Origin of the sequence: Pseudomonas sp. Pc102, from assembly GCF_018408275.1 — a bacterium.
In the GTDB taxonomy this organism is placed as follows: domain Bacteria; phylum Pseudomonadota; class Gammaproteobacteria; order Pseudomonadales; family Pseudomonadaceae; genus Metapseudomonas; species Metapseudomonas tohonis.
Map to the genome: position 1 here is coordinate 206,788 of NZ_AP021905.1, position 24,711 is coordinate 231,498.

At 68.2% G+C, this 24,711-nt stretch carries 29 protein-coding genes; 17 read left to right on the forward strand and 12 right to left on the reverse strand.

Features of this window, described 5'->3' with window-relative positions:
- Positions 1–5 precede the first annotated feature (5 nt).
- From cyaY to rnk, 3 genes are all read left to right on the forward strand, one after another.
- Positions 6–338, forward strand: coding sequence for an iron donor protein CyaY (gene cyaY / locus PHLH3_RS01025; protein ID WP_111261173.1), 333 nt, complete (start codon positions 6–8; stop codon positions 336–338).
- Complete coding sequence (locus tag PHLH3_RS01030; protein ID WP_213627650.1) at positions 319–516, forward strand: DUF1289 domain-containing protein; 198 nt, start codon at positions 319–321, stop codon at positions 514–516. The genes cyaY and PHLH3_RS01030 overlap by 20 nt, the downstream gene beginning before the upstream one ends.
- 144 nt (positions 517–660) lie before the next feature.
- Positions 661–1,068 carry a nucleoside diphosphate kinase regulator gene (rnk, locus tag PHLH3_RS01035; RefSeq protein WP_213627652.1) on the forward strand — a complete coding sequence of 136 codons (408 nt, stop codon included), beginning with the start codon at positions 661–663 and terminating at the stop codon, positions 1,066–1,068.
- 27 nt (positions 1,069–1,095) lie between these two features.
- Here the strand turns inward: rnk and PHLH3_RS01040 are convergent, their stop codons facing one another.
- The 4 genes from PHLH3_RS01040 to PHLH3_RS01055 form a co-directional block, all read right to left on the reverse strand.
- On the reverse strand, positions 1,096–3,942 hold the full coding sequence (locus PHLH3_RS01040) for a class I adenylate cyclase (protein ID WP_213627654.1): 2,847 nt from the start codon (positions 3,940–3,942) through the stop codon (positions 1,096–1,098).
- An 88-nt stretch (positions 3,943–4,030) separates the two neighbouring features.
- Entirely contained in the window at positions 4,031–4,282 is a 252-nt protein-coding gene (locus PHLH3_RS01045) for a TIGR02647 family protein (protein ID WP_111261169.1), read from the reverse strand.
- 72 nt (positions 4,283–4,354) lie between these two features.
- The gene (locus PHLH3_RS01050; protein ID WP_213627656.1) at positions 4,355–5,140 is read right to left on the reverse strand and encodes a transporter substrate-binding domain-containing protein; all 786 of its coding nucleotides are present in this window, start codon (positions 5,138–5,140) and stop codon (positions 4,355–4,357) included.
- Between the two features lie 78 nt (positions 5,141–5,218).
- Positions 5,219–5,509 carry a hypothetical protein gene (locus PHLH3_RS01055; RefSeq protein ID WP_213627658.1) on the reverse strand — a complete coding sequence of 97 codons (291 nt, stop codon included), beginning with the start codon at positions 5,507–5,509 and terminating at the stop codon, positions 5,219–5,221.
- 136 nt (positions 5,510–5,645) lie between these two features.
- Between PHLH3_RS01055 and PHLH3_RS01060 the strand changes: the two genes are divergently transcribed.
- Positions 5,646–6,311, forward strand: a complete 666-nt coding sequence (locus tag PHLH3_RS01060) for a glutathione S-transferase (RefSeq protein WP_213627660.1) — start codon at positions 5,646–5,648, stop codon at positions 6,309–6,311.
- A gap of 9 nt (positions 6,312–6,320) precedes the next feature.
- Here PHLH3_RS01060 and PHLH3_RS01065 read toward each other — a convergent pair whose 3' ends face one another.
- Together PHLH3_RS01065 and argH are read right to left on the reverse strand one after the other, a co-directional pair.
- Positions 6,321–6,893 (reverse strand): AAA family ATPase, encoded by a 573-nt coding sequence (locus PHLH3_RS01065; protein ID WP_213627662.1) that lies wholly within the window; start codon positions 6,891–6,893, stop codon positions 6,321–6,323.
- A gap of 34 nt (positions 6,894–6,927) precedes the next feature.
- The gene (argH, locus tag PHLH3_RS01070; RefSeq protein ID WP_213627664.1) at positions 6,928–8,322 is read right to left on the reverse strand and encodes an argininosuccinate lyase; all 1,395 of its coding nucleotides are present in this window, start codon (positions 8,320–8,322) and stop codon (positions 6,928–6,930) included.
- Positions 8,323–8,548: 226 nt separating this feature from the next.
- On the opposite strand from argH, the gene PHLH3_RS01075 reads away from it, so the two are divergent.
- From PHLH3_RS01075 to PHLH3_RS01100, 6 genes are all read left to right on the forward strand, one after another.
- Positions 8,549–9,631 (forward strand): sensor histidine kinase, encoded by a 1,083-nt coding sequence (locus PHLH3_RS01075; RefSeq protein ID WP_213627666.1) that lies wholly within the window; start codon positions 8,549–8,551, stop codon positions 9,629–9,631.
- Positions 9,628–10,374: a LytTR family DNA-binding domain-containing protein gene (locus PHLH3_RS01080; RefSeq protein WP_173176722.1), complete on the forward strand. Its 747-nt coding sequence runs from the start codon at positions 9,628–9,630 to the stop codon at positions 10,372–10,374. The genes PHLH3_RS01075 and PHLH3_RS01080 overlap by 4 nt, the downstream gene beginning before the upstream one ends.
- Positions 10,375–10,471: 97 nt before the next feature.
- Positions 10,472–11,410 carry a hydroxymethylbilane synthase gene (gene hemC / locus PHLH3_RS01085; protein ID WP_173176720.1) on the forward strand — a complete coding sequence of 313 codons (939 nt, stop codon included), beginning with the start codon at positions 10,472–10,474 and terminating at the stop codon, positions 11,408–11,410.
- Entirely contained in the window at positions 11,407–12,177 is a 771-nt protein-coding gene (locus tag PHLH3_RS01090; protein WP_213627668.1) for a uroporphyrinogen-III synthase, read from the forward strand. The genes hemC and PHLH3_RS01090 overlap by 4 nt, the downstream gene beginning before the upstream one ends.
- Before the next feature lie 16 nt (positions 12,178–12,193).
- Positions 12,194–13,354, forward strand: coding sequence for a uroporphyrinogen-III C-methyltransferase (locus tag PHLH3_RS01095; protein WP_213627671.1), 1,161 nt, complete (start codon positions 12,194–12,196; stop codon positions 13,352–13,354).
- Positions 13,351–14,583: a heme biosynthesis HemY N-terminal domain-containing protein gene (locus PHLH3_RS01100; RefSeq protein ID WP_213627673.1), complete on the forward strand. Its 1,233-nt coding sequence runs from the start codon at positions 13,351–13,353 to the stop codon at positions 14,581–14,583. The genes PHLH3_RS01095 and PHLH3_RS01100 overlap by 4 nt, the downstream gene beginning before the upstream one ends.
- 30 nt (positions 14,584–14,613) lie before the next feature.
- Here PHLH3_RS01100 and PHLH3_RS01105 read toward each other — a convergent pair whose 3' ends face one another.
- Complete coding sequence (locus tag PHLH3_RS01105) at positions 14,614–15,690, reverse strand: sorbosone dehydrogenase family protein (protein ID WP_213627675.1); 1,077 nt, start codon at positions 15,688–15,690, stop codon at positions 14,614–14,616.
- A gap of 105 nt (positions 15,691–15,795) precedes the next feature.
- On the opposite strand from PHLH3_RS01105, the gene PHLH3_RS01110 reads away from it, so the two are divergent.
- Together PHLH3_RS01110 and rsd are read left to right on the forward strand one after the other, a co-directional pair.
- Positions 15,796–16,287, forward strand: coding sequence for a disulfide bond formation protein B (locus tag PHLH3_RS01110; RefSeq protein ID WP_213627677.1), 492 nt, complete (start codon positions 15,796–15,798; stop codon positions 16,285–16,287).
- 285 nt (positions 16,288–16,572) lie between these two features.
- Positions 16,573–17,037: a sigma D regulator gene (rsd, locus tag PHLH3_RS01115; RefSeq protein WP_213627679.1), complete on the forward strand. Its 465-nt coding sequence runs from the start codon at positions 16,573–16,575 to the stop codon at positions 17,035–17,037.
- A 1-nt stretch (position 17,038) separates the two neighbouring features.
- On the opposite strand, the gene PHLH3_RS01120 is transcribed toward rsd, so the two are convergent.
- Positions 17,039–17,680, reverse strand: coding sequence for an FKBP-type peptidyl-prolyl cis-trans isomerase (locus PHLH3_RS01120; RefSeq protein WP_213627681.1), 642 nt, complete (start codon positions 17,678–17,680; stop codon positions 17,039–17,041).
- Positions 17,681–17,806: 126 nt separating this feature from the next.
- On the opposite strand from PHLH3_RS01120, the gene PHLH3_RS01125 reads away from it, so the two are divergent.
- Complete coding sequence (locus PHLH3_RS01125; RefSeq protein WP_213627683.1) at positions 17,807–18,856, forward strand: AlgP family protein; 1,050 nt, start codon at positions 17,807–17,809, stop codon at positions 18,854–18,856.
- Here the strand turns inward: PHLH3_RS01125 and PHLH3_RS01130 are convergent.
- Positions 18,853–19,362, reverse strand: a complete 510-nt coding sequence (locus PHLH3_RS01130; RefSeq protein WP_244862964.1) for a TIGR02444 family protein — start codon at positions 19,360–19,362, stop codon at positions 18,853–18,855. The genes PHLH3_RS01125 and PHLH3_RS01130 overlap by 4 nt on opposite strands.
- Before the next feature lies 1 nt (position 19,363).
- Here PHLH3_RS01130 and PHLH3_RS01135 point away from each other — a divergent pair, with 1 nt between their 5' ends.
- The 4 genes from PHLH3_RS01135 to PHLH3_RS01150 all read left to right on the forward strand — a co-directional run bounded on the left by PHLH3_RS01135 (position 19,364) and on the right by PHLH3_RS01150 (position 22,954).
- Positions 19,364–21,277 carry an ATP-binding cassette domain-containing protein gene (locus PHLH3_RS01135; RefSeq protein WP_213627685.1) on the forward strand — a complete coding sequence of 638 codons (1,914 nt, stop codon included), beginning with the start codon at positions 19,364–19,366 and terminating at the stop codon, positions 21,275–21,277.
- Positions 21,277–21,816, forward strand: coding sequence for a mechanosensitive ion channel family protein (locus PHLH3_RS01140; RefSeq protein WP_111261152.1), 540 nt, complete (start codon positions 21,277–21,279; stop codon positions 21,814–21,816). Before PHLH3_RS01135 ends, PHLH3_RS01140 begins: the two co-directional genes overlap by 1 nt.
- A 79-nt stretch (positions 21,817–21,895) precedes the next feature.
- A complete protein-coding gene (gene rhtB / locus PHLH3_RS01145) occupies positions 21,896–22,528 on the forward strand; it encodes a homoserine/homoserine lactone efflux protein (protein ID WP_173176701.1) in 633 nt (210 codons plus the stop codon).
- A gap of 87 nt (positions 22,529–22,615) precedes the next feature.
- Positions 22,616–22,954 (forward strand): enhanced serine sensitivity protein SseB C-terminal domain-containing protein, encoded by a 339-nt coding sequence (locus PHLH3_RS01150; RefSeq protein ID WP_213627687.1) that lies wholly within the window; start codon positions 22,616–22,618, stop codon positions 22,952–22,954.
- A gap of 44 nt (positions 22,955–22,998) precedes the next feature.
- Here the strand turns inward: PHLH3_RS01150 and PHLH3_RS01155 are convergent, their stop codons facing one another.
- Genes PHLH3_RS01155 through PHLH3_RS01165 form a run of 3 tightly spaced genes read right to left on the reverse strand, consistent with a single transcriptional unit; the run spans position 22,999 to position 24,711 of the window.
- Entirely contained in the window at positions 22,999–23,736 is a 738-nt protein-coding gene (locus PHLH3_RS01155) for a penicillin-binding protein activator LpoB (protein WP_213627689.1), read from the reverse strand.
- A 1-nt stretch (position 23,737) separates the two neighbouring features.
- Entirely contained in the window at positions 23,738–24,331 is a 594-nt protein-coding gene (lpoB, locus tag PHLH3_RS01160) for a penicillin-binding protein activator LpoB (RefSeq protein WP_213627691.1), read from the reverse strand.
- Positions 24,332–24,351: 20 nt separating this feature from the next.
- Complete coding sequence (locus PHLH3_RS01165; protein WP_173176695.1) at positions 24,352–24,711, reverse strand: YcfL family protein; 360 nt, start codon at positions 24,709–24,711, stop codon at positions 24,352–24,354.

Sequence of the window (24,711 nt, forward strand, 5' to 3'; positions counted from 1 at the left end):
CCCCAATGAGTTTGAGCGAAGCGCGTTTCCACGATCTGATCGATGCCGCTCAGGAAGCCATCGAAGATATCTTCGACAGCAGCGACCTGGACGTCGACCTGGAGAACAGCGCAGGCGTCCTGACCATCCGTTTCGAGAACGGCACCCAGGTCATCCTCAGCCGCCAGGAATCGCTGCGCCAGCTGTGGGTGGCGGCGCGTTCCGGCGGTTTCCACTTCGACTACGACGAGGCCGCCGGCCTGTGGATCTGCGACACCAGCGAGGAGCCCCTGGGCGAACTGCTGGGCCGCGTGACCCGCGAGCAATCCGGTGAAGAACTTGAGTTCGAAGAGCTCTGACGAACCCGCTCCGCAGGCCTCGCCCTGCATCCGCAGGTGCTGCCTGGACGACACCGACGTTTGCGTCGGATGCGGACGCACCCTGGGTGAGATCCTGGAGTGGAACGAAGCAGGCGATGAACGTCGCCGGCAGATCCGCGAGCAGGCTGCTCGGCGCGTGCGCCAACGTGCCCGCTGACCGCCCGGTCTTGCCAACAGCGCCCGCACTGACGTAGTGTCGGCCGGGCCGGTGCTCGAACGCATCGGCTCACAGATCTGAAACCCCGCCTCCGGGCGGGGTTTCGCTTTTTTGAGCCAAGGATTCAGGAGTTTCGGATTTGCCATGACCACTCAACCCTCGATCATCATCACCCGCCTCGACCTGCAGCGACTGGAGCGTCTGCTCGATGAACTGGAGGACTTCGGCCCCGGCGCCGAGGCGCTGGAGCGGGAGCTCGCTCGCGCCCAGGTGGTGGGCCACGAGGAGGTACCGCCGGGCGTAGTGACCATGAATACCCGCGTGCACTGTCGTGAAGAGGGGAGCGGCAAGGATTACCACCTGACCCTGGTCTACCCGCAGGACGCCGGTGGCGAAGGCACCGTCTCCATCCTCGCGCCTATCGGCAGCGCGCTGCTCGGCCTGTCCGTGGGCCAGCACATCGACTGGCCGGCCCCGGGTGGCAAGACCCTCAAGCTGCAATTGCTGGCGGTCGAGTACCAGCCCGAGGCGGCTGGCGAATACGATCGCTGATCGACGACCTGGCCGCCTCCCCGGCGGTCAGGCCTTGTTCAGCGCCTGGTTGAGCTGCTTTTCGAGCTCGGCCTTGTAGCGCAGGTAATGAACCGTCTGCGCATGGCCCTCGCCGAGGACCCGCGACAGGTCCAGGTCGGTGATGTAGCAGGGGTAACGCTCGGCCTCGCTGCGCTGCGAGAGGATGTGCCGGGCCACGGAGGCGAACAGCTCGCCGCCGTATTCCAGTTCCGAGAATTCCCGATGGTTGCAATAGAGCGTGACGTGGACGCGATCCGCGTCCAGCGGCTCGACGATCGCCTGCACGTCGTAGAACGGATGGCTGACCGGCGCCTGCGGCGCGGCGCGGCGCTCGACCTGCTGCGCGCGCTGCGGGGGTGAGGGCAGCACTTCGTAATAGAGGATCTCCAGGTCGCTCGGTGGCGTCGGGCTGTCCAGGGGCAGCAGGGCGTTGCGTCGGTAGAGCACCGATTGCAGGAAGCGTTGCAGCGGCGTGAGCAGGCTCTGCTGGTCGCGGAACGGCTGGCGCTGGCGCCACAGGGCGTTGTGCTCGTCGAGCAGGGTCAGTTCGGCACTCTCGCCGTCCTGGCGGAAGAACACCTGGATGCAGTTCGGCCGGCCCAGCGGCAGGATCAGCGCCAGGTCCTCGCCTTCCAGGGCGTAGCGGTCGAGGAACAGCGGGCTGTAGGTCGGCAGGTCCTCGCCCAGGTGTTCCAGCAGCGCCGGCAGGTCATCCAGGGCGGTGTGGCTGACCTGCCCGGGCAGCAGCTCCAGTACGTGGTATTGCTGGCGGACCTGCAGCAGGTAGCGGGTGGTGTCGGGGCTGCCCAGGTGCGCCAGGGCGTCACGGAACAGCTCTTCCACGCGTTGGGCGATGGCCTGGGCGCGGTTGCGGCAGAAGCAGCGCACGCGCAGGTTCGGCTGCATGTCCGCAGGCGTCGCGTTGAGGAAGTCGCGCAGGCAGTCCAGCGGGGCGAAGGGGCCGTCGTAGCGGGTCACCAGCAGCTCGTTCCAGCTGTTCAGGGTGACCTGGTCGATGGTCAGCACCAGGTTGTCGCGCACGCCGGAGTAACCCAGGGAGTCGGTGCGCTCGGTGGTCATGTGCACGTTCATCTGGCTGTGCTGCTTGAGCGGGTCGACGCCGACGTTGATCAGCAGCAGCACCTCGCTGGGCGCGCTGGCACGCAGCAGCGCGGCCTCGCCCACCGGCGGCAGCGGCAGCGGAATGCACTGCTGCAGGCTGGCGATCAGGTTGGACAGCTCGAACTCGGACAGGTCGCTGGTGCCGGGGTTCAGGGACAGGCGCGTGCTGGGGTCGATCACACCGTTGCGGTGACACCAGGCGAGCAGCTCGATCAGCTCGCGGGCGCGCTTGATCGGCGCGAAGTCGCGCCACTCCTGGGCGTTCAGGCTGCCCGGGAAGAGCGCCCACTGGGTCTCGCCCTGGGCCTCCGGGCTGGGGCACTGCACCAGGGTCAGGGTGTCCTCGGCCAGGTCCGGGGCGATGCCGGGGTTGATGAATTCCACCTTGCCGGCCTTGCGTTCGAAGGCGGCATAGAGGCGCCGGCCGAGCACGCCGAGGTCGCGGCTGTTGAGCGAGCTGATGGCGTGCTGGCTGCGGCCGAACTCGGAAAGGAAGCGATAGCTGTAGGTCAGCTCGTTGACCAGCGCGCGGCGCTCGGCGCCGACCTGGCGCACTTTCCACTGGCTGCGGCTGTCGAGCATGGCCAGCTGCCGCGCATCCCACTGCCACTCGCGGGTCAGGCGCTCGAACAGCAGGCGTTGCCAGCTCTTGCGGCGGTTGCGCGGTGGGCGGCTGAGCTTCTTGTTGACCTTGAGGTAGAGGCAGCGGCGGATCAGCTCCAGGCGCTCGCGGTCGCCGCGCGCCGTCAGGTATTCCTCCAGGCGGCGGTACACGACTATGTAGGGGTCGAGCTCGTCGAGGTCGAGGTGGTTGGCGTAGACGGCGTGCTTGAAGCGCAGCGACAGGCAGTGCACCCGTGGGTGCTCGCTGGCGTAGACCTCGGTGAGCAGCAGCTTGAGCACCGACTTGTAGGGCGACTCGATGCCCTTGAACAGCTGCCACATGCCGGCACCGATGAACTCGCCCACCGGGATGTGCGCCAGGTGGCCCAGGTCCAGCACCTCCTCGGCACGGATGAAGCGGCGTGACAGCAGTTTCTCGGTGTACTCGGCGTAGCGCCCTTCCTCGTAGACCGGCACCAGCCACCAGAGCGGCGTACGCCCGGCGAGCCAGATGGCGGTGCGGTAGAACTCGTCCAGCAGCAGGTAGTGCTGGGTGGTGCCGCAGTCGTCGGAAGTGAGCTGGGTTTCGCGGTCGCCGACCACGAAACGCTGGGGGTCGATGAGGAAGAAGTGCGCCTCGGTGCCCTGGGTCGCGGCCCAGGTTTCCAGTTGCTCGCACTTGCGGCGCAGTTCGGCCACCTCGGCGGCGGACAGGTCCGGTGCGTGGCAGACCCAGAGGTCCATGTCGCTCTGCTCGGCCTGCGCCACCGTGCCCAGGCTGCCCATCAGGAACAGGCCGTGGATCGGCATCGGCGGGTTGCCCCGGCGTGCCTTGTAGGCGAAGGAGCGGGTCAGGCGCTGGACTTCGGCCAGCACCTCGTCGTCGGGCTCGTAGTTGGACAGGCCCGCAGGCGTCTGCCCGGACACGTAGCCGGGCAGCAGCGGATGGTTGACGTGGAACAGCAGCGGCAACAGGCGCAGCACCAGCTGCTGGCGCGTGGAAAGGCCCTGCATGGCGCGTTCCAGGCGCCCGCCGTTGACCTTGAGGAAGCGCGCGCGCAGCTGCGCGAGGACCTTGCGGTCGATGCCGTCATCGATGTCGGGGCGGATTTCCTGGGTGCGCGTCATGGAGCTTCTGCCGGGTGGATGGGCACAGCCTACCAGCCGGCGAAGCGGCCGGGCAGGGTTGTGCCCGGGTTATCGGCGCGGACGCGTTTCAGCTTGAATGGACGGGCTCGGTGGTGAGGATGGTGAGCAGGCTCTGGGCGTGTTCGGCGGCGTCCAGCCCCAGGCTGGTGAGGTAGCCGCCATCGGGCTGGGTGATGAGTTTCTTCTGGTGGAGACGGGTGACCGCGCCTATGACCTTGGACGAGGCGTTGTTGTGCACCTTGAGTCCCTCCTGGGTGTTGTCCAGGTTGAACAGGGTCAGCAGTTCCAGTTCGGCGATCAGCTCGGGGGTATACGACATGGTGACTCCTGGGCTTCTGGTGGGCCCGCCTTCGTGCGGGCGGGTGTGACGGATCAGTGTAGTAGGCCGGGCTCAGTCTGCCGGGTAGATCGCCTCGCCGTATTGCCAGCGGTCGAGGATCGCCTGGTAGCGACCGTCTTCCTGGATGCGCTGCATACCCTTGTCGAAACGCTGCAGCAGCCAGCCGGCGCGCGATGCGCTGCGCGAGAACGACAGGTACAGCTCCGGCTGGTGCACCGTGCCCACGGCCTGGAAGCTGCCGGCGAGCTCGGGGTGCTCGCGCAGCAGCTCGGCGGTGGTGGCGCGGTAGGCCACCACGTAGTCGACGCGGCCGTGCTGCAGCATCAGGAAGCCGTTGAGGTCCTTGCGCACCGGCACCCGCTCCAGGGTGCGCAGGGCATCGAAGCGGGCGCCGTACTCGTAGCCGATGGTCACGGCCACCCGCGCGCCCTCCAGGCCTTGCAGGTCCACCACCGGGGTGGCCCGGTCGACACGCGACCAGAGCAGGATGTCGTCGCGGAACAACGGGTGCCGCGGCAACTGGTAGGCCTCGGCGATACGTGCGTCCGGTGCGGTGTTGAAGCAGCCCGCCAGCTTGCCCTGGAGGGCGAGTTGCATGCAGCGGGAGTAGGGATAGGGCACGAGCTCCACCGGGGTGTCGACGGCGGCGAAGGCGGCCAGCACGATCTCCGCAGACATGCCGCGCACAGCGCCATCGCGGAACGCGGTGAAGGGGTACCAGTCGTCCTCGGCGCCGATCTGCAGCGGCTCGGCATGGACGCCTGCGGCCAGCAGGAGCAGCAGGCCGGAGAGCGCTCGGCGAGCAAGGCGGGTGATGCGCAGCGGGCTCGAACTCATGGGGGCCTGGACCTCGACGACGCTCGGGTGGGGTGGCGCGATGCTAGGGCCTGTTGCGACGGGTGATCCCGGCGTGGATCAAGTTTCCTCGTCGTCTTCGTCGCTGTCGTCCGGCAGCTCGGGCAGCGCCCTGAGGGCGGCTTCGTACCAGGCCAGGTCGAAGGGCTGGTCCTGCTCCAGGCGGCCGATCGCCCGAGCCAGCACCAGGGCCATGAGCTGGACGCTCTCCTCGCGCTCGTAGCCCACCAGGGTCAGCTTGTTCAGGGTGGCCTTGGCTGCCGGCGGGTTGTCGGCTTCCAGCTGGTTCTCGATGGCCTGGATCAGGGTTTCCTCGGCGAAGGCTTCTTCGCTGTCGTCGTGCTCGCTCATGGCGCTTGTCCTCGTTGTGCAGGCGCGCAGTGTGCCACGGCGTGCCCGTCCATTCACTGCCCTGATCCTGCTGGCGCGGCCCGGGTGGGCGGGTCTATAAGAACGGACGCCCACCCCGCACGGCCAGGAGGCCCCCATGCTCAAGCTCCACGGTTTTTCCGTCAGCAACTACTACAACATGGTCAAGCTGGCGCTGCTGACCAAAGGCATTCCCTTTGAGGAAGTGCTGGTCCATGGCAGCCAGGAGCCGGCGTTCCTCGCCATCAGCCCGCGCGGCAAGGTGCCGGTGCTGGAGACCGAGCAGGGCTTCATCAACGAGACCGGCGCCATCCTCGAATACCTGGAAGAACGCTTCCCCCAGCGTCCGCTGCTGCCTGCCGATGCGTACCAGCGTGGCGTGGTCCGTGCGCTGGTCCGTGAGATCGAGCTGTACATCGAGCTGCCGGCGCGCAGCTGTTATCCACAGGCCTTCTTCGGCATGCCGCTGCCGGAGGCGATCCTCGAGAAGGGCAAGGCCGAGCTGCTGGCCGGGGTCGCCGCGCTGGCGCGTCACGGTCGCTTCGCGCCCTATGTGGCGGGCGACTCCATGAGCTTCGCCGACCTGTATTTCCTCTACAGCATCGACCTCGCCTGCGAGGTGGCGCATAAGCTGTTCGCCACCGACCTGCTGGCGGATCTGCCCGGCGCCCGTGCGCTGCTGGCCAAGCTCGGCGCCGAAGCCCATGTGCAGCGCATCGCCGCCGACAAGGCGCGGGAGATGCCCGGCTTCCTCGAGGCGGTCAAGGCCCGCGCGCGGGGCTGAGGCCCGGCTTCAGCCGGGCAGGTTGCCCAGCCAGGCGTCGAGTTCCGCTCGCGACCCCAGCCGGATGAAGCGGACCCCGGCGTTGGCCGGGTCCTGCTGCTCGGCGGCGAAGCGCGCGCGGTAGACCGCGTGGCGGGTCCAGGTCCAGAGGATGATCGAGCGCTCCGGGTCCAGGCTCAGCAGGTTGCGCAGGCGTTCGCGGTTGCCGTTCCAGAGCGTCTTGCGCAGCAGCAGGCGGCCCAGGGTGCGGGCGATGACCTGGCGCATCACGACCGGGCGCGGGAGGTCGAGCCAGATCACCGTGTCGGCACGGGAAAGCGTCAACGGGCGCACCGCCGAGTAGGCGCCTTCGACGATCCAGCGCGGTGCTTGCAGGGCGGCCTCGACCCGCGCGCGGAATTCGGCGCGGGGCAGGGGCTGCCAGCCGGGCTGGTGGAAGATCGCGTCGAGCTCGATGTGCGGGCAGCCCAGGCGCGAGGCCAGGCGGCGCGCCAGATGCGTCTTGCCCGAGCCCGAGCAGCCGACGATGGAAATACGCTGGCCGACATGCGTCGGCCAGGTGTCGGGGGTGTGGTCCTGCATGGGCATCCCTGCCGGTCGCGGGGCGACCTGGTGATCAGCGTGCGGCGAGCAGCGCCTTGCCACGGGCGACGGCGGCGCGAACCTGGTTCGGTGCCGTGCCGCCGATGTGGTCGCGGGCATTGACCGAGCCTTCCAGGGTCAGCACGGCGAAGACGTCGTCGTCGATCTGGTCGCTGAACCGGCGCAGTTCGTCGAGGCTCATCTCGGCCAGGTCCTTGCCGGAGTCGACGCCGTACTTCACCGCGTGGCCGACGATCTCGTGGCAGTCGCGGAAGGGCAGGCCCTTGCGCACCAGGTAGTCGGCGAGGTCGGTGGCGGTGGAGAAGCCGCGGCGGGCCGCCTCGCGCATCACCGCGTGGCGCGGCTTGATCGCCGGAATCATGTCGGCGAAGGCGCGCAGGGAGTCACGCAGGGTGTCGGCGGCGTCGAACAGCGGCTCCTTGTCCTCCTGGTTGTCCTTGTTGTAGGCCAGCGGCTGGCCCTTCATCAGGGTCAGCAGGCCGGTCAGGGCGCCGAACACCCGGCCGGACTTGCCCCTTACCAGCTCGGGCACGTCGGGGTTCTTCTTCTGCGGCATGATCGAGGAGCCGGTGCAGAAGCGGTCGGGCAGGTCGATGAACTGGAACTGGGCGCTGGTCCAGAGCACGAGCTCCTCGGAGAAGCGCGACAGGTGCATCATCGCCAGGGAGGCGGCGGCGCAGAATTCGATGGCGAAGTCGCGGTCGGACACGCCGTCCAGCGAGTTGCCGCCGACGGCGTCGAAGCCCAGCAGGCGGCAGGTGACCTCGCGCTGGATCGGGTAGGTGGTGCCGGCCAGGGCGGCGCTGCCCAGCGGCATGCGGTTGACGCGCTTGCGGCAGTCGACCAGGCGCTCGTGGTCACGGCTGAGCATTTCGAACCAGGCCAGCAGGTGGTGGCCGAAGGTCACCGGCTGCGCGGTCTGCAGGTGGGTGAAGCCGGGCATGATGGTGTCCGCTTCACGCTCGGCCTGCTCCAGCAGGCCCTGCTGCAGGCGGGTGATCTCGCCGAGGATGATGTCGATCTCGTCGCGCAGCCAGAGGCGGATGTCGGTGGCCACCTGGTCGTTGCGCGAGCGGCCGGTGTGCAGCTTCTTGCCGGTGATGCCGATGCGGTCGGTCAGGCGCGCCTCGATGTTCATGTGCACGTCTTCCAGGTCGACGCGCCACTCGAAGGTGCCGGCCTCGATCTCGGCCTGGATTTCCTTCAGGCCCTTCTCGATGGCGTCGCGCTCGTCCGCGGTCAGCACGCCGGCTTCGGCCAGCATGGTGGCGTGGGCGATGGAGCCCATGATGTCGTGGCGATACAGGCGCTTGTCGAAGTCGACGGAGGCGGTGAAGCGGGCGACGAAGGCGTCGACGGGCTCGCTGAAGCGGCCACCCCAGGACTGGTTGGTCTTGTCGGTGCTCATGAGTGGGCTCGGTGCTGGAGGTGAAGGAAGGCCGATGGCCGAAAAATTACCGGCGATAATAACAGCGTTGCTGGTGAAACCGGCGCGTCCCGTCCGAGCGACCTGCCGGTCGGCGTTTGTAGCCTGCTTCACAGTTTTTCATCTCCAGCAGCATTTCGGTGCTTTATTTCGCCCGGCCGGAGCGCTCTGGCTTGCTGCCTGGCGGGCGCTTACGGAAACTGCCCGGATGCCTGACGACAGCCGCAACAAGGCGCGCCCCGCCGCGTCCATCGACGATTTCTTCCTGCCCGAGCTGTGCCTGCCGGAGGCGCTGCTCGGCCTCGTGCTGCTCGCCGAGCTGCTGGTGATGGTGCTGGTGCTGGCCGAGCCCATGCTGCCCAACTTCGACTGGGTGCGCCTGGCGCTGACCTCGCTCTTCGTGCAGTGGATCGTGCTGCTTTCCGCCGCCCTGCTGTGTCGGCTGCGTCCGTTGCTGGCGCGCATCAGCGCGGCGCTGGCGGGGATCATCTGCTGCCTGATCGTGGTCGGCCTGACCCTCAGCTGCACCGCCGTGGCCGACTACTACGATCTGGGCGGGCCGCTGCCGCGCGCCGGCGAGGTCAACCTCTACCTGCGCCACGGGCTGATCAGCCTGATCATGTCGGCGCTGCTGCTGCGCTACTTCTACCTGCAGAGCCAGTGGCGCCGGCAGCAGCAGGCCGAGCTGCGCGCGCGCATCGAATCGCTGCAGGCGCGCATCCGCCCGCACTTCCTGTTCAACAGCCTGAACAGCATCGCCAGCCTGGTGGCCATCGATCCGTACAAGGCCGAGCAGGCGGTGCTCGATCTTTCCGACCTGTTCCGCGCCAGCCTGGCCAAGCCCGGCACCCTGGTCAGCTGGGCCGAGGAGCTGGAACTGGCGAAACGATATTTGTCGATCGAGCAATATCGTCTCGGAGAACGGCTACAGTTGGATTGGCAGGTAGACGAAGTGCCCGATGATTTGCCGATTCCACAACTGACCCTGCAACCCCTGCTGGAGAATGCCCTCATCTATGGCATTCAACCGCGTATAGAAGGGGGACTGGTGCGGGTGGAAGCCGAGTACAGGGATGGTGTGTTCCTGCTCTGCGTGAGCAACCCGTTCGACACGGGTGCGGAACCCCAGCCTTCACGCGGAACCCACCAGGCACTGACGAATATTGATGCCCGACTTACGGCACTTTTCGGCTCCAGAGCCAGTCTCAGCGTGGAGCGCCGTGACGGTCGCCACTTCACCTGTCTACGCTATCCTTGTGCGAGACTCACGCAGGAAGCCCGAGCAATATGAATGTCCTGATCGTCGATGACGAACCCCTTGCCCGAGAGCGTCTCAGCCGCCTGGTCGGCGACCTCGACGGATACCGAGTTCTGGAGCCCGCCGCCACCAATGGCGAAGAGGCTCTGACCCTGATCGACAGCCTGAAACCGGATGTCGTGTTGCTCGACATCCGCATGCCAGGGCTCGATGGCCTGCAGGTGGCCGCGCGGCTCTGTGAGAAGGAAGCGCCGCCCGCGGTGATCTTCTGCACCGCCCATGACGAGTTCGCCCTGGATGCCTTCCAGGTCAGCGCCGTGGGCTACCTGGTCAAGCCGGTGCGGCCGGAGTCATTGGCCGAAGCCCTGAAGAAGGCCGAGCGCCCGAACCGGGTGCAGCTTGCGGCGCTCACCCGCCCCGCCGCGGAAAGCGGCACCGGCCCGCGTTCGCACATCAGCGCCAGGACTCGCAAGGGCATCGAGCTGATCCCCCTGGACCAGGTCATCTACTTCATCGCCGACCACAAGTACGTGACCCTGCGTCACGAGCACGGCGAGGTCCTGCTGGACGAACCGCTGAAGGCGCTGGAGGACGAGTTCGGCGATCGCTTCGTGCGCATCCACCGCAACGCCCTGGTCGCCCGCGAGCGCATCGAGCGCCTGCAACGCACCCCGCTCGGGCACTTCCAGCTGTTCCTCAAGGGCCTCAACGGTGATGCGCTGACGGTCAGCCGGCGCCACGTCGCCGGAGTGCGAAAGCTGATGCACAACCTCTAGGACGCATGGCCGCAGACGCCGGGTTTCCCACCTGCGCGCCTGCGGCTGTCTTGCCTGTTATCATTCCGGGCAGTCCTGCTTCCGGAAGTCATCATCCATGTCCCGCGAGATTCGCATCGCCACCCGCAAGAGTGCCCTGGCCCTGTGGCAGGCCGAGTTCGTCAAAGCCAGCCTGGAGAAGGCCCATCCCGGGCTCAAGGTCAGCCTGGTTCCCATGGTCAGCCGCGGCGACAAGCTGCTCGACGCGCCCCTGGCGAAGATCGGTGGCAAGGGCCTGTTCGTGAAGGAGCTGGAAACCGCCCTGCTGGAGAACGAGGCCGATATCGCCGTGCACTCCATGAAGGACGTGCCCATGGACTTCCCCGACGGCCTCGGCCTGTTCTGCATCTGCGAACGTGAAGACCCGCGCGATGCCTTCGTCTCCAACACCTTCGAAAGCCTCGACGCGCTGCCCGCCGGTGCCGTGGTCGGCACCTCCAGCCTGCGCCGCCAGGCCCAACTGCTGGCGCGTCGCCCGGACCTGAAGATCCAGTTCCTGCGTGGCAACGTGAACACCCGCCTGGCCAAGCTCGACGCCGGCGAATACGACGCCATCATCCTCGCCGCCGCCGGCCTGATCCGCCTCGGCTTCCAGGAACGAATCCGTTCCTCCATCAGCGTCGACGACAGCCTGCCCGCCGGCGGCCAGGGCGCGGTGGGCATCGAATGCCGCACCGCCGACACCGAGATCCACGCCCTGCTGGCGCCCCTGCACCACCGCGACACCGCCCTGCGCGTCACCGCCGAGCGCGCCCTGAACAAGCGCCTCAATGGCGGCTGCCAGGTGCCCATCGCCTGCTACGCGATCCTCGAGGACGACCAGCTGTGGCTGCGCGGCCTGGTCGGCCAGCCCGACGGCGGCACCCTGCTGCGCGCTGAATCCCGCGCGCTGGCCAGCGACGCCGAGAGCCTTGGCGTGCGTGTCGCCGAAGACCTGCTGGGCCAGGGCGCAGAGGCCATCCTCCAGGCCGTCTATGGTGAGGCCGGCCACCCGTGACCGGCTGGCGCCTGCTGCTGACGCGCCCCGCCGACGACAGCGCCGTGCTGGGCGAGATCCTCGCCTCGCACGGCGTGCACAGCGCCAGCCTGCCACTGCTGGAGATCCAGCCGCTGGACGAAGCCCCCGAACACCGCGCCACCCTCCTGGGCCTCGACCGCTATCGCGCGGTGATCGTGGTCAGCAAGCCCGCCGCCCGCCTCGGCCTCGAGCGTCTCGCGCGCCACTGGCCGCAACCTCCCGGCCAGGTCCGCTGGTTCAGCGTCGGCGCCGCCACCGGCGAGGTGCTCGCGGCTGCCGGCCTCGATACCCACTGGCCGGAAAGCGGCGACGACAGCGAAGCCCTGCTGGCGCTGCCGGCATTCACCGAGGCGCTGGCCGCCCCGCACGCGCGCGTGCTGATCATGCGTGGCGAGGGTGGCCGAGAATTCCTCGCCGAGCGTTTGCGCGGCCAAGGCGTGACGGTGGACTATCTGGAACTCTACCGCCGCCGCCTGCCCGACTACCCGCCGCGCAGCCTGCAGCGGCTGATTCGAGCGGAACGCCTGAACGGCCTGGTGGTCAGCAGTGGGCAGGGTTTCGAGCACCTGAACGCACTGGCCGGGGATGATTGGCCCACCCTGGCCCGTCTACCCTTGTTCGTACCGAGCCCGCGCGTGGCCGAACTGGCGCGCGATGCGGGCGCGCAAGTCGTTGTGGACTGCCGGGGCGCCAGCGCCTCGGCCTTGCTGGCGGCGCTGGAGAATCAACCGGCCCCGGCCCCCTGATGCAAAGGATGGATACGTGAGCGAAGCAGATCTGGCTAAAACCGAGCAGCAACCCCCGGCCTCCGAGCCCGTCATTCCTGCCACCGCCAAGCCGGCTTCCCGGGGCGGTGGCCTGGCCATCCTGGCATTGCTGGTGGGCGCCGCCGGCGTCGCCGTCGCCGGTTGGAGCCTGTGGCAGATACGCAGCCTCGAGGCTCGCGACCAGCAGCAGCTGAGCATGGTCGAGGACGCCCGTGGCCAGGCCCAGTCCCTGCAGCAGCGCGAGAAGAAGCTCACCGAGCGCCTCGACCAGCTGCCCAGCGCCGAAGAGCTGGACGAGCGCCGCCGCCTGCTGGCCGACCTGCAGGGCGACCAGCAACGCCTGAGCCAGCGCCTGGAGACCGTTCTCGGTGCCAGCCGCAAGGACTGGCGCCTGGCCGAGGCCGAGCACCTGTTGCGCCTGGCCAGCCTGCGTCTCTCAGCGCTGCAGGACATCACCAGCGCCAAGGCCCTGGTGGAAGCGGCCGACGACATCCTCCGCGAGCAGGACGACCCCGCCGCGTTCGCCGCCCGCGAGCAGCTTTCGCGCAGCCTCGAGGCGCTGCGTACCACGGCGCAACCGGACCGCACCGGGCTGTTCCTGCAACTCGGCGCGCTGCGCGAGCAGGCCATCCAGCTCAGCCCCCTGGCACCGGCCTTCGAGGACAAGGGCGGCGTGCTGCGCAACATGGCCGCCGACGGCGACGGTGGCAGCTGGTGGGCCGAGTGGCTGGAAAAGCTCTCCCACTACTTCCGCATCCAGTTCGACGCCGACCAGAACATCAAGCCGCTGCTCGCCGGGCAAGGGCTGTCCCAGGTGCGCCTGGCGCTGTCGCTCGCCCTGGAGCAGGCGCAGTGGGCGGCACTGCACGGCAAGACCCAGGTCTATCGCCAGTCGCTGAAGCAGGCGCGTGACGTGCTGGATTCGCAGTTCAACGCCGAGAACCCGGAGAGCCGTGCATTGCTGGCGCGCATCGACGAACTCGCCACCCAGCCGGTCGAAGTGAAGACGCCCGACCTCGGTGCTTCCCTCGAAGCGCTCCAGGCCTACCTGCAGCGCAGCCAGCGCCTGGCCGATCCGAAGGCCGCTGCGGCGCCCGAGGCCGACCCGTCGCAGGACCCCGAAGCGGCGCCGCCGGTGGAGGGCCAGGGCCAATGAGACGGATCATCCTCGTCCTGCTGCTCCTGGCCGCTGCGGGCACCCTGGTGGGCATGGCCGTGGTCCAGCATCCCGGCTACGTACTCTTCGCCTACAAGGGCTTCCGCTACGAGTCCAGCCTCTGGGCCTTCCTCGCCCTGGTCGCCGTGGTGGTGCTGCTGCTCTGGCTGGTGCGCGCGCTGCTGACCCTGGTGTTCGTCTCCGGCGGCGTGGTCAACCCCTGGTCCCGGCGCAATGCCCGCCGTCGGGTGCGCCTGGCCTCCGAGCAAGGCCTGCTGGACCTGGCCGAAGGCCGTTGGGCCCGCGCCCTGCGCCACCTGCGCCGTGCCGCCGAGGCCGATCCGCAGCCGTTGATGTACTACCTCGGTGCGGCCCGTGCGGCCAACCGCATCGGCCAGTACGAGGAGAGCGACCAGCTCCTCGAGCGCGCCCTGGAACGCCAGCCGCAGGCCGAACTGGCCATCGCCCTGGCCCATGCCGAACTGCAACAGGAGCGTGGCGAGACCGATGCCGCGCTGGAGACCCTCAAGGTCATGCAGGAGCGCCATCCGCGCCATCACCAGGTGCTGCGCCAGTTGCTCCAGCTGCATCGCCAGCGCGGTGACTCGGCGGCCCTGGTCGGCCTGCTGCCCGACCTGCGCAAGAACAAGGCGCTACCGGAATCCGAACTCAACCAGCTGGAGCTGAGCGTGTGGAGCGACCGCCTGGTGCACGCCGGGCAGGCCGGCCTCAACGAGGGCGAGACCGCGCTCAACCCGCTGATCCAGGCCTGGCAGCATCTTTCCGCCGCGCAGCGCGCCGAGCCACGCCTGGTGCTGGCGTTCGCGGACCAGCTGCGTCACCTGGGGGCCGAGCCCGAGGCCGAGGAGGCGGTGCGCATCGCCCTCAAGCGTGGCTATGACGACGCCCTGGTGCGCTTCTACGGACGCCTGCGTGGCGCCGATCCGGCGCGCCAGCTGCAGACCGCCGAAGCCTTCCTCAAGGACCACCCGACCGACCCGGCGCTGTTCCTCACCCTGGGCCGGCTGTGCCTGCAGAACAGCCTGTGGGGCAAGGCGCGGGAGTATTTCGATACCGGCCTGAGCTTCTCCCGCGAGCCGGAACTCTGCGCCGAGCAGGCACGCCTGCTGGCGCAGATGGGCGAGCTGGAACGCAGCAACCAGTTGTTCCAGGAAGGCCTGGTGCAGCACCTGCCCGCCCTGCCCCTGCCCGGCGAACGCGTCGCCTGATGTCGCGCCGCCGCCCTGGCGGCGCGTCTCTCACGAACCCTCGTAGCTGATGCGGTAGATGGCTCCGGCCTGGTCGTCACTGACCAGCAGCGAGCCATCCGGCGCCACCAGCACGTCCGCCGGGCGCCCCCAGACCTCGCCATCCTCCAGCCAGCCTTCGGCGAACACGCTCTGGCGCTTGAGGCTGCCGTCGTCGTTCAGTTCCACGCGCTTGATGCGGTAGCCGATCTTCTCGCTGCGGTTCCACGAGCCGTGCTCGGCGATGAACAGGTTGTCGCGGTACTCCGCCGGGAACTGGCCGCCGGTGTAGAAGCGCAGCCCGAGCGGCGCCACGTGCGGGCCGAGCCTGGCGACCGGGGCGACGAAATCCTCGCAGGGGCGTGTGCCGAACTCGGGGTCGGCGACGTTGCCGGCGTGGCAGTAGGGAAAGCCGAAGTGCTGGTTGGGTGCGGTGATGCGGTTGAGTTCGCAGTCCGGCATGTCATCGCCGAGCAGGTCGCGGCCGTTGTCGCTGAACCACAGCTCGCCGGTCTTCGGATGCCAGTCGAACCCCACGGTATTGCGGATGCCCCGGGCCACCCGTTCCAGGCCGCTGCCGTCGGGGTTCATGCGGTGCAGTGCGGCGTAGCGATCGGGGTCGCGTTCGCAGACGTTGCAGGGCGCACCCACCGGCACGTAGAGCTTGCCGTCGGGGCCGAAGGCGATGAACTTCCAGCCGTGATGGGTCTCGGCGGGGAAGGCCGGGCCGACCTGCTCGGGTTGCGGTGGCGCATCCAGATGCGTCTCGATGTCGCGCAGGCGCAGGATGCGGCTGATCGCCGAGACATACAGGTCACCCTTGTGGAAGGCTACGCCGACCGGCATCTGCAGCCCGCTGGCGAGGGTGCGTACGCGGCCGCTGGTGATGTCCAGCGCGTAGACCTTGCCGGCGGCATTGCTGCCCACGAACAGCGTGCCGTTGGCGCCCCAGGCCATCTCTCGGGCACTGGGCAACCGGTCGCTGAGGACTTCGATGCGAAACCCTGGCGGCAGGCGGATCCTGTCCAGGGGCAGTTGCGCCTGGGCCAGCAGGGACATGAAAAGCAGCAGGGCGAGTAACCGACGCATGGCGTTCTTCTCTGGATGGGTACCCGCTGCAGACTAGACGGTCGCCTTGAAAGGCCAATGGGCTTCCTCTACCGTATCGGCCTCTCATCACTCCTCGGAGCCGCCATGACCCTGGCCAGCCCCCGTTCCCTGTTCTTCGCCGCCTTCCTCGCCTGTGTCGCCGTCATGGGCGGTGCGCTCTACCTGGAACACGCGATGGGCCTGGAGCCCTGCCCCCTGTGCATCGTGCAGCGCATCTTCATCATTCTCTTCGGCGTGGTCTGCCTGATCGCCGCACTGCACGCGCCCCAGGCCCGAGGCCGTCGCGTCTACGCCGGGCTGGCATTGCTGTTCGCCGCCGGTGGCGCCGCGACCGCCGGCCGCCAGGTCTGGCTACAGGGCGTGCCCGCGGACCAGCTTCCGGCCTGCCTGCCGAGCCTGGAATACATGATGGATGCGCTGCCCTTCCAGGAAATCATCAAGCTGATGCTGCACGGCACGGCCGACTGCGCCGAAGTCACCTGGACCCTGTTCGGCATGAGTATTCCCGAGTGGAGCCTGCTGGCGTTCGCCGGCTGCATCCTCTTCTCGCTCTACCAGATGCTGCGTCGCGCCTGATCGCACCACCCGCCGCGCCTGGCTTGCAGCCGGGTGCGCGTTCTCGTCGCACCCTCCCGCCCCTGATGCACAAGCCGCGCCGGCTCTGGCGCGACGATTAAACGCTCGTATGAAATTTTCTCGACGAGGTGCCTTGCTGGCAGGCAGGCACGGGCATAATCTGGCCCGCACGCGACGCCGGAAAGTTGCCACTTCCGCGCCGTCTTCCCCGTTTTTGCGCCGATCGACAAAAAACCGTCTCGGAGCAGACGAACAAAGCATTACCGAAAGGGAAGCGAGGACATCATGCTCGAAAGTTGCCAGAACGCTCAGGAACGTTGGGGTGGGGTACACCAGTTGATCGACCGCTGGTTGCTGGAGCGCCAGGAACTGGTCAGGGTCTTCACCAGCGTCAGCGACAGACCCGAGGCACCTGCGGTGGAAGACCTGCAGGGGTTCTGCGAAGTACTGGTCGACTACGTGTCGGCGGGGCACTTCGAGGTCTACGAACAACTGCTCAACGAGGCCAAGGCCTTTGGCGACCAGCGCGGCCTGGATCTCGCCAAGCAGATCTACCCCCGTATCGAAGCCATCACCGAGGTCGCGTTGAGCTTCAACGACTGCTGCGACGGCAGTGCCAGCCGCGAAGTCTGCCTGGCCACCGAGCTCAAGCGCCTCGGTCCATTGCTGCACGAGCGCTTCGAACTGGAGGACTGCCTCATCGAGGTGCTGCACAACGCCCACCAGAACCAGGGCGCGCAGCTCGCGTGATTCAGCGGACCTCGAGCAGCTCGAGGTCGAACACCAGGGGCGCGTGGGGTGGAATCAGGTCCCCCGCGCCTTCCGCCCCATAGGCCTGGGCCGAGGGAATCACCAGGCGCCACTTCGCCCCTACCGGCATCTCCTGCAACGCATCCCGCCAGCCGGCGATCACGCTGTCGAGGCGGAACCATTGCGGCCCGTCGCTCTCGTCGAACACGCTGCCGTCGGCCAACTGCCCGCGATAGTTCACCCGCACCTGCGAATGCGCGCCCGGTTTCGCGCCGCTGCCGGCCCGCAGCTCGGTCACCAGCACGCCATCCTTCAACTCGCGCACACCGTACTTGCCGCGTTCCAGCGCGATGAAGCGCTTCTCCGCGGCGATGGCTTTCTGCGTGTCCTGGCCGTTGCGTTCGAGGGTCGTCTCATGGGCGTCGAGCAGCTGTTCCATGCGCTGCGCATCGAGCTCCGGCTTCTCGCCGCGATAGGCCTGGGCGAGCCCGCGCAGCAGTGAGTCCAACTGCAGGTCCGGTGCTTCCTGGCGCAACCGTTCCCCCAGTTTCACGCCCATGCTGTAGGCGAGATCCTTCTGCTCGTCGGCGGCTTGAAGAGGCAGAGCGAAGAGGCAGAAAAGCAGGGAGGCGAGGATGCGCATCGGGCGTTCTCCAGGAGCGGAATGCGGGCGATTATGCCAGCCATGCAGTTTGGAATAACGGGGAACTAGCGATGGCTCAAACAGGCGTCTAGTATGGGCGCAACCACGTCCGCCCGGAGGCGCACCATGTCGGCCAAGAAGAAGCCCGTAAGCACCCCGCTGCACCTGCTGCAGCAACTTTCCCACAGCCTGATCGAACACCTCGAAAACGCCTGTAGCCAAGCGTTGGTCGATGCCGAAAAACTGCTCACCAAACTGGAGAAGCAACGCGGCAAGGCCCAGGAAAAACTCCACGGTGCGCGGACCAAGCTGCAGGATGCTGCCAAGGCCGGCAAAGCGAAGGCGCAAGCCAAATCCAAGGAAGCCGTCGCGGAGCTGGAAAGCCTGCTCGACGCACTTAAGGCCCGCCAGGCCGAGACCCGCTCCTACATCGCCGACCTCAAGCGCGACTCCCAGGAAAGCCTGAAGATCGCCCAGGGCGTCGGCAAGGTGAAAGAGGCCGCTGCCAAGGCGCTGGTCGCTCGTGAAGCCAAGGCCAAGCCCGCTGCCGCCAAACCGGCCGCCAAGGCCGCGCCGAAAGCCGCCGCCAAACCCGCTGCCAAACCTGCCGCGAAAGCACCGGCCAAGGCTGCCGCAAGCAAACCCGCTGCTGCCAAGCCTGCCGCCAAACCTGCTGCGAAAGCCCCGGCCAAAGTGGCTGCTGCCAAGCCCGCCGCCGCCAAGGCTCCGGTGAAAGCCGCTGCCAAACCGGCGGCCAAGCCTGCCGCGAAAGCGCCGGCCAAGGCCGTCGCCAGCAAGCCTGCCGCTACCGCGAAACCCGCTGCCAAGCCGGCTGCTAAACCGGCCGCCAAGCCCGCTGCCAAGGCGCCGGCGAAAGCCGCAGCGAAACCCGCTGCTACCAAGCCCGCTGCCGCGGCGAAACCTGCAGCCAAGCCTGTCGCCGCCAAGCCGGCAGCTGCCAAGTCCGCCGCCAAGGCTCCGGCCAAGCCGGCTGCGAAGCCGGCACCCAAGGCCGCTGCCAAACCCGCTGCCAAGCCTGCCGCGAAGGCCCCGGCCAAGCCCGCCGCCCCGGCGAGCGCACCGGTCGCCAAGCCTGCCGCACCGGCTCCTACCGCTGCTGCCACGCCGGCTCCGTCGGCTGCCAACGGCGCAGCGCCGACCACGCCTTCGGCTTAAGCCTCGAGGGCCGCGACGCGCAGCGATTGCAGCGCGTCGCGGTCACTCCCCCCCGCCTTTCCGGCCAGTCCCTCCAGCCATTCCATGTCATGCCCAGCGGCCTCCGGCCAGGGCGCGGCAGCCTGCTCCAGGCGGGCCAGCAGACGACGCTCGGCATCCAGCTCCAGCCGTTTCACCGCCTCGCGCAACGTGCGCAGTTCCTCGTCCATGGCCGCCGCTTCGCGCCATCCACGCCTCAGCGCACGCAAGGGCTCCACGACCTCCCGTTGCCAGGGTTCGGCGATCAGGCGCAGCTGTTCCTCGCGGGCATCGTCGTGCCTGACGCCCCGGCGCGCGAGCCAGGCGCCGGCCAGCAGCAGGCAGACATCGGCACCCTGTTCCTGCAGGCGCAGGCAGGCATCTTCGACGCCCGGACGGGCGTAGAGATCAAGGGCGAAACTCCATAGATCGGGGGCATGGCGCATACCGGGCGGTGGGGGAATGAAGCTGATAAACTCCGCCGCCATTATGATCCGACTCCAGAACCTCACACTACAGCGTGGTCCTCAGCGCCTGCTCGAAGGCGCCGAACTGACCCTGCACACCGGCCAGAAGGTCGGCCTCATCGGCGCCAACGGTGCCGGCAAATCCAGCCTCTTCGCCCTGCTGCGCGGCGAGCTCGGCCCCGACGCGGGCGACTGCTTCGTGCCGGCCGACTGGCGCATCGCACACATGCGCCAGGAGGTGGACACCCTCGACCGCCTGGCGGTGGACTATGTCCTCGACGGCGACGCGCACCTGCGACGCGTGCAGGCCGAGCTGGCCGCCGCCGAGGCGGGCCATGACGGCACCGCCATCGCCCGCCTGCACATCGAGCTGGACAGTGCCGACGGCTACACCGCCGATGCCCGCGCGCGCAAGCTGCTGGCCGGCCTGGGCTTCACCAGCGAGCAGATGGACCGCCGCGTCGGCGACTTCTCCGGTGGTTGGCGCATGCGCCTGAACCTGGCCCAGGCGCTGATGTGCCCGTCCGAACTGCTGTTGCTCGACGAGCCCACCAACCACCTGGACCTCGACGCCATCCTCTGGCTGGAGGAGTGGCTCAAGGGCTACCCCGGCACCCTGCTGCTGATCTCCCACGACCGTGACTTCCTCGATGCGGTGGTGGACAACGTCGCCCACCTGGAACAGCAGAAGCTGACCCTCTACCGCGGCGGCTACTCGGCCTTCGAGCGCACCCGCGCCGAGCGCCTGGCGCAGCAGCAGCAGGCCTACGAGAAGCAGCAGGCCCAGCGTGCGCACATGGAGAAGTACATCGCCCGCTTCAAGGCCCAGGCCACCAAGGCCCGCCAGGCGCAGAGCCGGATCAAGGCCCTTGAGCGCCTGGAGGAACTGGCGCCTGCGCACGTCGACTCGCCCTTCGACTTCGTCTTCCGCGAGGCCGACAAGATCTCCAGCCCGCTGCTGGACGTCGCCGAAGGCCAGCTCGGCTACGGCGACAAGGTGGTGCTGCAGCAGGTCAAGCTGCAGCTCGTCCCCGGTGCGCGCATCGGCCTGCTCGGCCCCAACGGCGCGGGCAAGTCCACCCTGATCAAGACCCTTTCCGGTGAGCTGGCGCCTGTCGCCGGGCGCCTGGCACGGGGCGAGAACCTCGCCATCGGCTACTTCGCCCAGCACCAGCTGGACTCCCTCGATCCCAAGGCCAGCCCGCTGCTGCACCTGCAGCGCCTGGCACCGACCGAGCGCGAACAGACCCTGCGCGACTTCCTCGGCGGCTTCGACTTCCGTGGCGATCGCTGCGACGAGCCGGTGCTGAATTTCTCCGGTGGCGAGAAGGCGCGCCTGGCCCTGGCGCTGATCGCCTGGCAGAAACCCAACCTGCTGCTGCTCGACGAACCGACCAACCACCTGGACCTGGAGATGCGCCTCGCGCTGACCATGGCCCTGCAGGAGTTCGCCGGCGCGGTGCTGGTGGTCTCCCACGATCGCCACCTGCTCAAGAGCACCACCGACGAGTTCCTCCTGGTGGCCGACGGCCGCATCCAGCCCTTCGAGGGCGACCTCGACGACTACGCCCGCTGGCTGGTCGACTACCGCGCCCGCCAGGCCCCTGCCAGCACCCCCGCCGCCGGTGCCGGCACGGGCACCGACAAGCGCGCCCAGCGCCAGGCCGCCGCCGCGCTGCGCCAGCAACTGGCCCCGCACAAGCGCGAGGCCGAGAAGCTGGAGAAGGAGCTCGGCACCCTGCACGAGAAGCTCGCCGCCGTTGAGTCCCGCCTGGGCGACTCCGGCCTCTACGAGGCCTCGCGCAAGGACGAACTGCGCGACCTGCTCGCCGAACAGGCCAGGCTCAAGGCCCGCGAAGGCGAGCTGGAGGAGAAGTGGCTGGAGGCGCTGGAGCTCCTGGAAAACCTGCAGAGCCAACTGGAGGCGAGTGACTGATGGAAGACCTGGTGCTGTTGACGGCCTGGAGCGAACCCCTGATCCGAGCGGCGCAGGTGCTGCTCATCCTGATTCTCGCCTGGCTCGTGCAGCGCATCGTCACCCGTGGCATCACCCGCCTCGGCGCGCGTTATCCACAGCTGCCCCAGGAGCTCCTGCTGCCCCTGCGCGGCCTGCTGCGCTGGCTGATCCTGGGCAGCGCCTTCATGCTGGTGCTGGAGCGTCTCGGGGTTTCCGCCGAGGTGCTGTGGACGGCGCTGACCGGCTTCACCGCCGTCGCCGCGGTGGCCTTCTTCGCCATCTGGAGCGTGCTCTCGAACATGTTCTGCGCGGTGCTGATCTTCTCCCTCGGCCCGTTCCGCCTGGGCGATGTGGTGGAGGTCGTGGAGAGCGCCGACAAGCCCGGCGTGAAGGGCCGCGTGGTGGCCATCAACCTCTTCTACACCACCCTGCAGGACCTCGGTGAAAGCGCCGACGGCGCCCTGGTGCAGGTGCCCAACAGCCTGTTCTTCCAGAAGGCGGTGCGTCGCTGGCGCTGAGCCGCCGGCCGGGGCTGGGCAGCGCAAAGCGCAGCGGGTAGTCTGCTCGGCCCCCCTTCCGTTTTCCGAGGTTCACGCCATGGCCATGCACACCTGGCTCGCTTTCCTGGTCGCCTGCTGGGTGATCAGCCTCTCGCCCGGCGCGGGCGCCATCGCCTCCATGTCCTCCGGGCTGCAATACGGGTTCCTGCGCGGCTACTGGAACGCCATCGGCCTGCAGCTGGGCCTGGCCCTGCAGATCGCCATCGTCGCCGCCGGTGTCGGCGCCATCCTCGCCACCTCGGCCATGGCCTTCAGCGCGATCAAGTGGTTCGGCGTCGTGTACCTCGTCTACCTGGCCGTCCGCCAATGGCGCGCGCTGCCCAGCGACTTGTCCGCCGACTCCGCCGAACGGCCCCTTGGCCGGCCGCTGACCATGGTGCTGCGCGGCTTCCTGGTGAACGTCAGCAACCCCAAGGCGATCGTCTTCATGCTCGCCGTGCTGCCGCAGTTCATCGACCCCCATGCGCCGCTGGTGCAGCAGTACCTGGTGATGGGCGCGACCATGATCACCGTCGACCTGATCGTCATGGCCGGCTACACCGGGCTGGCCGCCAAGGTCCTGCGCGTGCTGCGCTCGCCGCGCCAGCAGCGGTCCATGAACCGCGGCTTCGCCGTGCTCTTCGTCGGCGCCGCCGCGCTGCTGGCCACCGTGCGTCGCGTCCCGGCGTGATCCAGTCGATGGCCTGAACGTGACCCGGCGCCGCGACAAGGTGGCGCACGGGCACTAGGCTGCCGGTCTTCCCAAAGGAGCATCGGCATGCCGCCATCCAACAGCCGGGACGGGGTCTATGGCGACTCGCCGGACCTCGCCATCGCCCCCCTGCGACACCCTCCGCTGGAGCAGGCCCTGAGCGCCGCCTGTGGCGAGCTCGACATCCACGAAGCCTTCCTCGCCGCCCTGCGCGACCCCGCGCTCGGCCCGCAGCCGCGCCTGCTGCTGGGCGTTTCCGGCACCGACCTGGCCGGGCGCCGCCGCCTCGCCGCGCTGGTGGCCGAGTTGCTGCCCGACGACATCGAACTCGACCTCATCGAGCTGGAGGACGACAACCTGTCCCAGGCCCTGCGCGAATGCTGCGAGGCGTTCTACCGGCGCTGAGCCTTGGCAGCGGCAAAAGAAAAGCGGCCCGCAGGCCGCTTGCCTCAATGCAGGATCTTCGCTGGTTCGTCCGGTGGCAGCGCCCCGTAGCGCCCGCTGTCGGTCACTGCCGCCGGGCCCACGCCGAGCTGCTCCTGCAGCTGCCGGGCGACATCTTCGCCCAGGGCCTTCGACACCTCGCGCACCACGCGCCCGCGGTTGGGGGTGACGCGCCTGTCGCCGCCCTTCACCAGCTTCACGTCCTGGGCTTCACCCATCGCGGTGAAGGCGGCCTTCACTTCGTGGGTGCGGGTGTCGATGAGGCTGAAGTCGGCCACCAGGGTCAGGCCCAGCACCGTGGAGTAGGTGTCGGTGTTGTCGATGGCGTTGACGTCCTGGCGGAAGTCGGCGTCCGAGAGCGAGCCGAACAGCACGTAGTCCGCGCCCTGGAACTGGCCCTGGGCGATACGCCCGATCACGTCGTGCAGGCCTTCGTTGTCGCTGCCGTAGGGGCGCCCCTGGACCAGCTGGAAGGTGCCGGACTTGAGGATCTCGCCCTTGATGTCGCCGGTGAATTTGCGCAGCTCGCCGCGCTCGATGTAGCTGTAGGTGCCTTCCTCTTCCGAGTAGCTGCTGGAGGCGCTGCCGGAGAAGCCGCTCACCTGCGAGGCACTCTGGGCGTTCACCGTGTGGATGTACTCGCGGACGCGTTCCTCGAAGGCGAGGTCGGTCACCGCCACCTTGGGTGCCGCGTGGCTGGCCAGTGCCAGGCTGGCGACGAACAGGCCGATCAATGCGCGCATATCAACGCTCCGTGGTCTTGCGGATTTCCTTCTCGTCCATCCATTCGGCCAGGCCGCTCTCGACGTCGACGAGCTGCAGGCTGAACTTGTAGAAGACGTCCTTGTAGTCGCTGCTGCGCTTGACGATGGAGCTGATGGAGCCCTCCAGGCGGTACTTGGCGGCGATCATGTTGCCGGTCTTGGCGATGGTGGAGTTCTTGTACAGGCCGCTCTGGTTCTGCAGCTTCAGCTGGTCGACCTGGCTCTGCATGTCGGTGTTGTCGCTGGCGAAGCGTGCGGTGCCGGACTTCAGCAGCTGGGTCTTGATCGAGGTGGTGATCTCGCGGGTGTCGATGTACTCGCTGGTCTTGTTCTTCACGTCGTAGACCTGGATCACCGGGCGGCCCTGGAGCACGCCGGACTGGGCCAGCGAGCGGGTCATGGACTCGGCGATCATCTGCAGGTCGGTGGAGCCGAACTCGTTGGTGATCAGCTCGACGGCCTTGCTGTCGCCATAGCTGATGTTGCCGCCGCCGAGTACCGGCGAGGGGTTGTTGGCGCAGCCGGCGGCGGCCAGGGCGAAGGCGGCGATGCAGGTGGTGCGGACAAGGCGCATGGGGATTCGCTCTCTCGTGATCAGTCGGGGGTGTTCATTTCAAGGCGGAAGTCGGTCGCCTTGGGTACGGGGGCAATGGCCGGCAGGACGGTGGTCTGGGTGCCGTAGATCGGCAAGGCCTTCCAGCTCTCCTCGTCGGCGACGGGGAAGCCGTCGCTGTCGAGCCAGGCGAAGCGGTAGTAGAGGGTGCGGTTGTGGCTGGAGGTATTGGTCAGCTTCACCTTGACGGTGAGGAAGCCGTTCTCGCGGGCCACCCGCATGGTGTCCACTTCGATGTCTTCGACATCGCCCATGGGCGCCACCTTGCTGGAGGCGGTTTCGCGGCCGGAGCAGCCGGCCAGCAGGGCCAGGGCGAGCCCGGCGACGAGCAGATTGCGCAT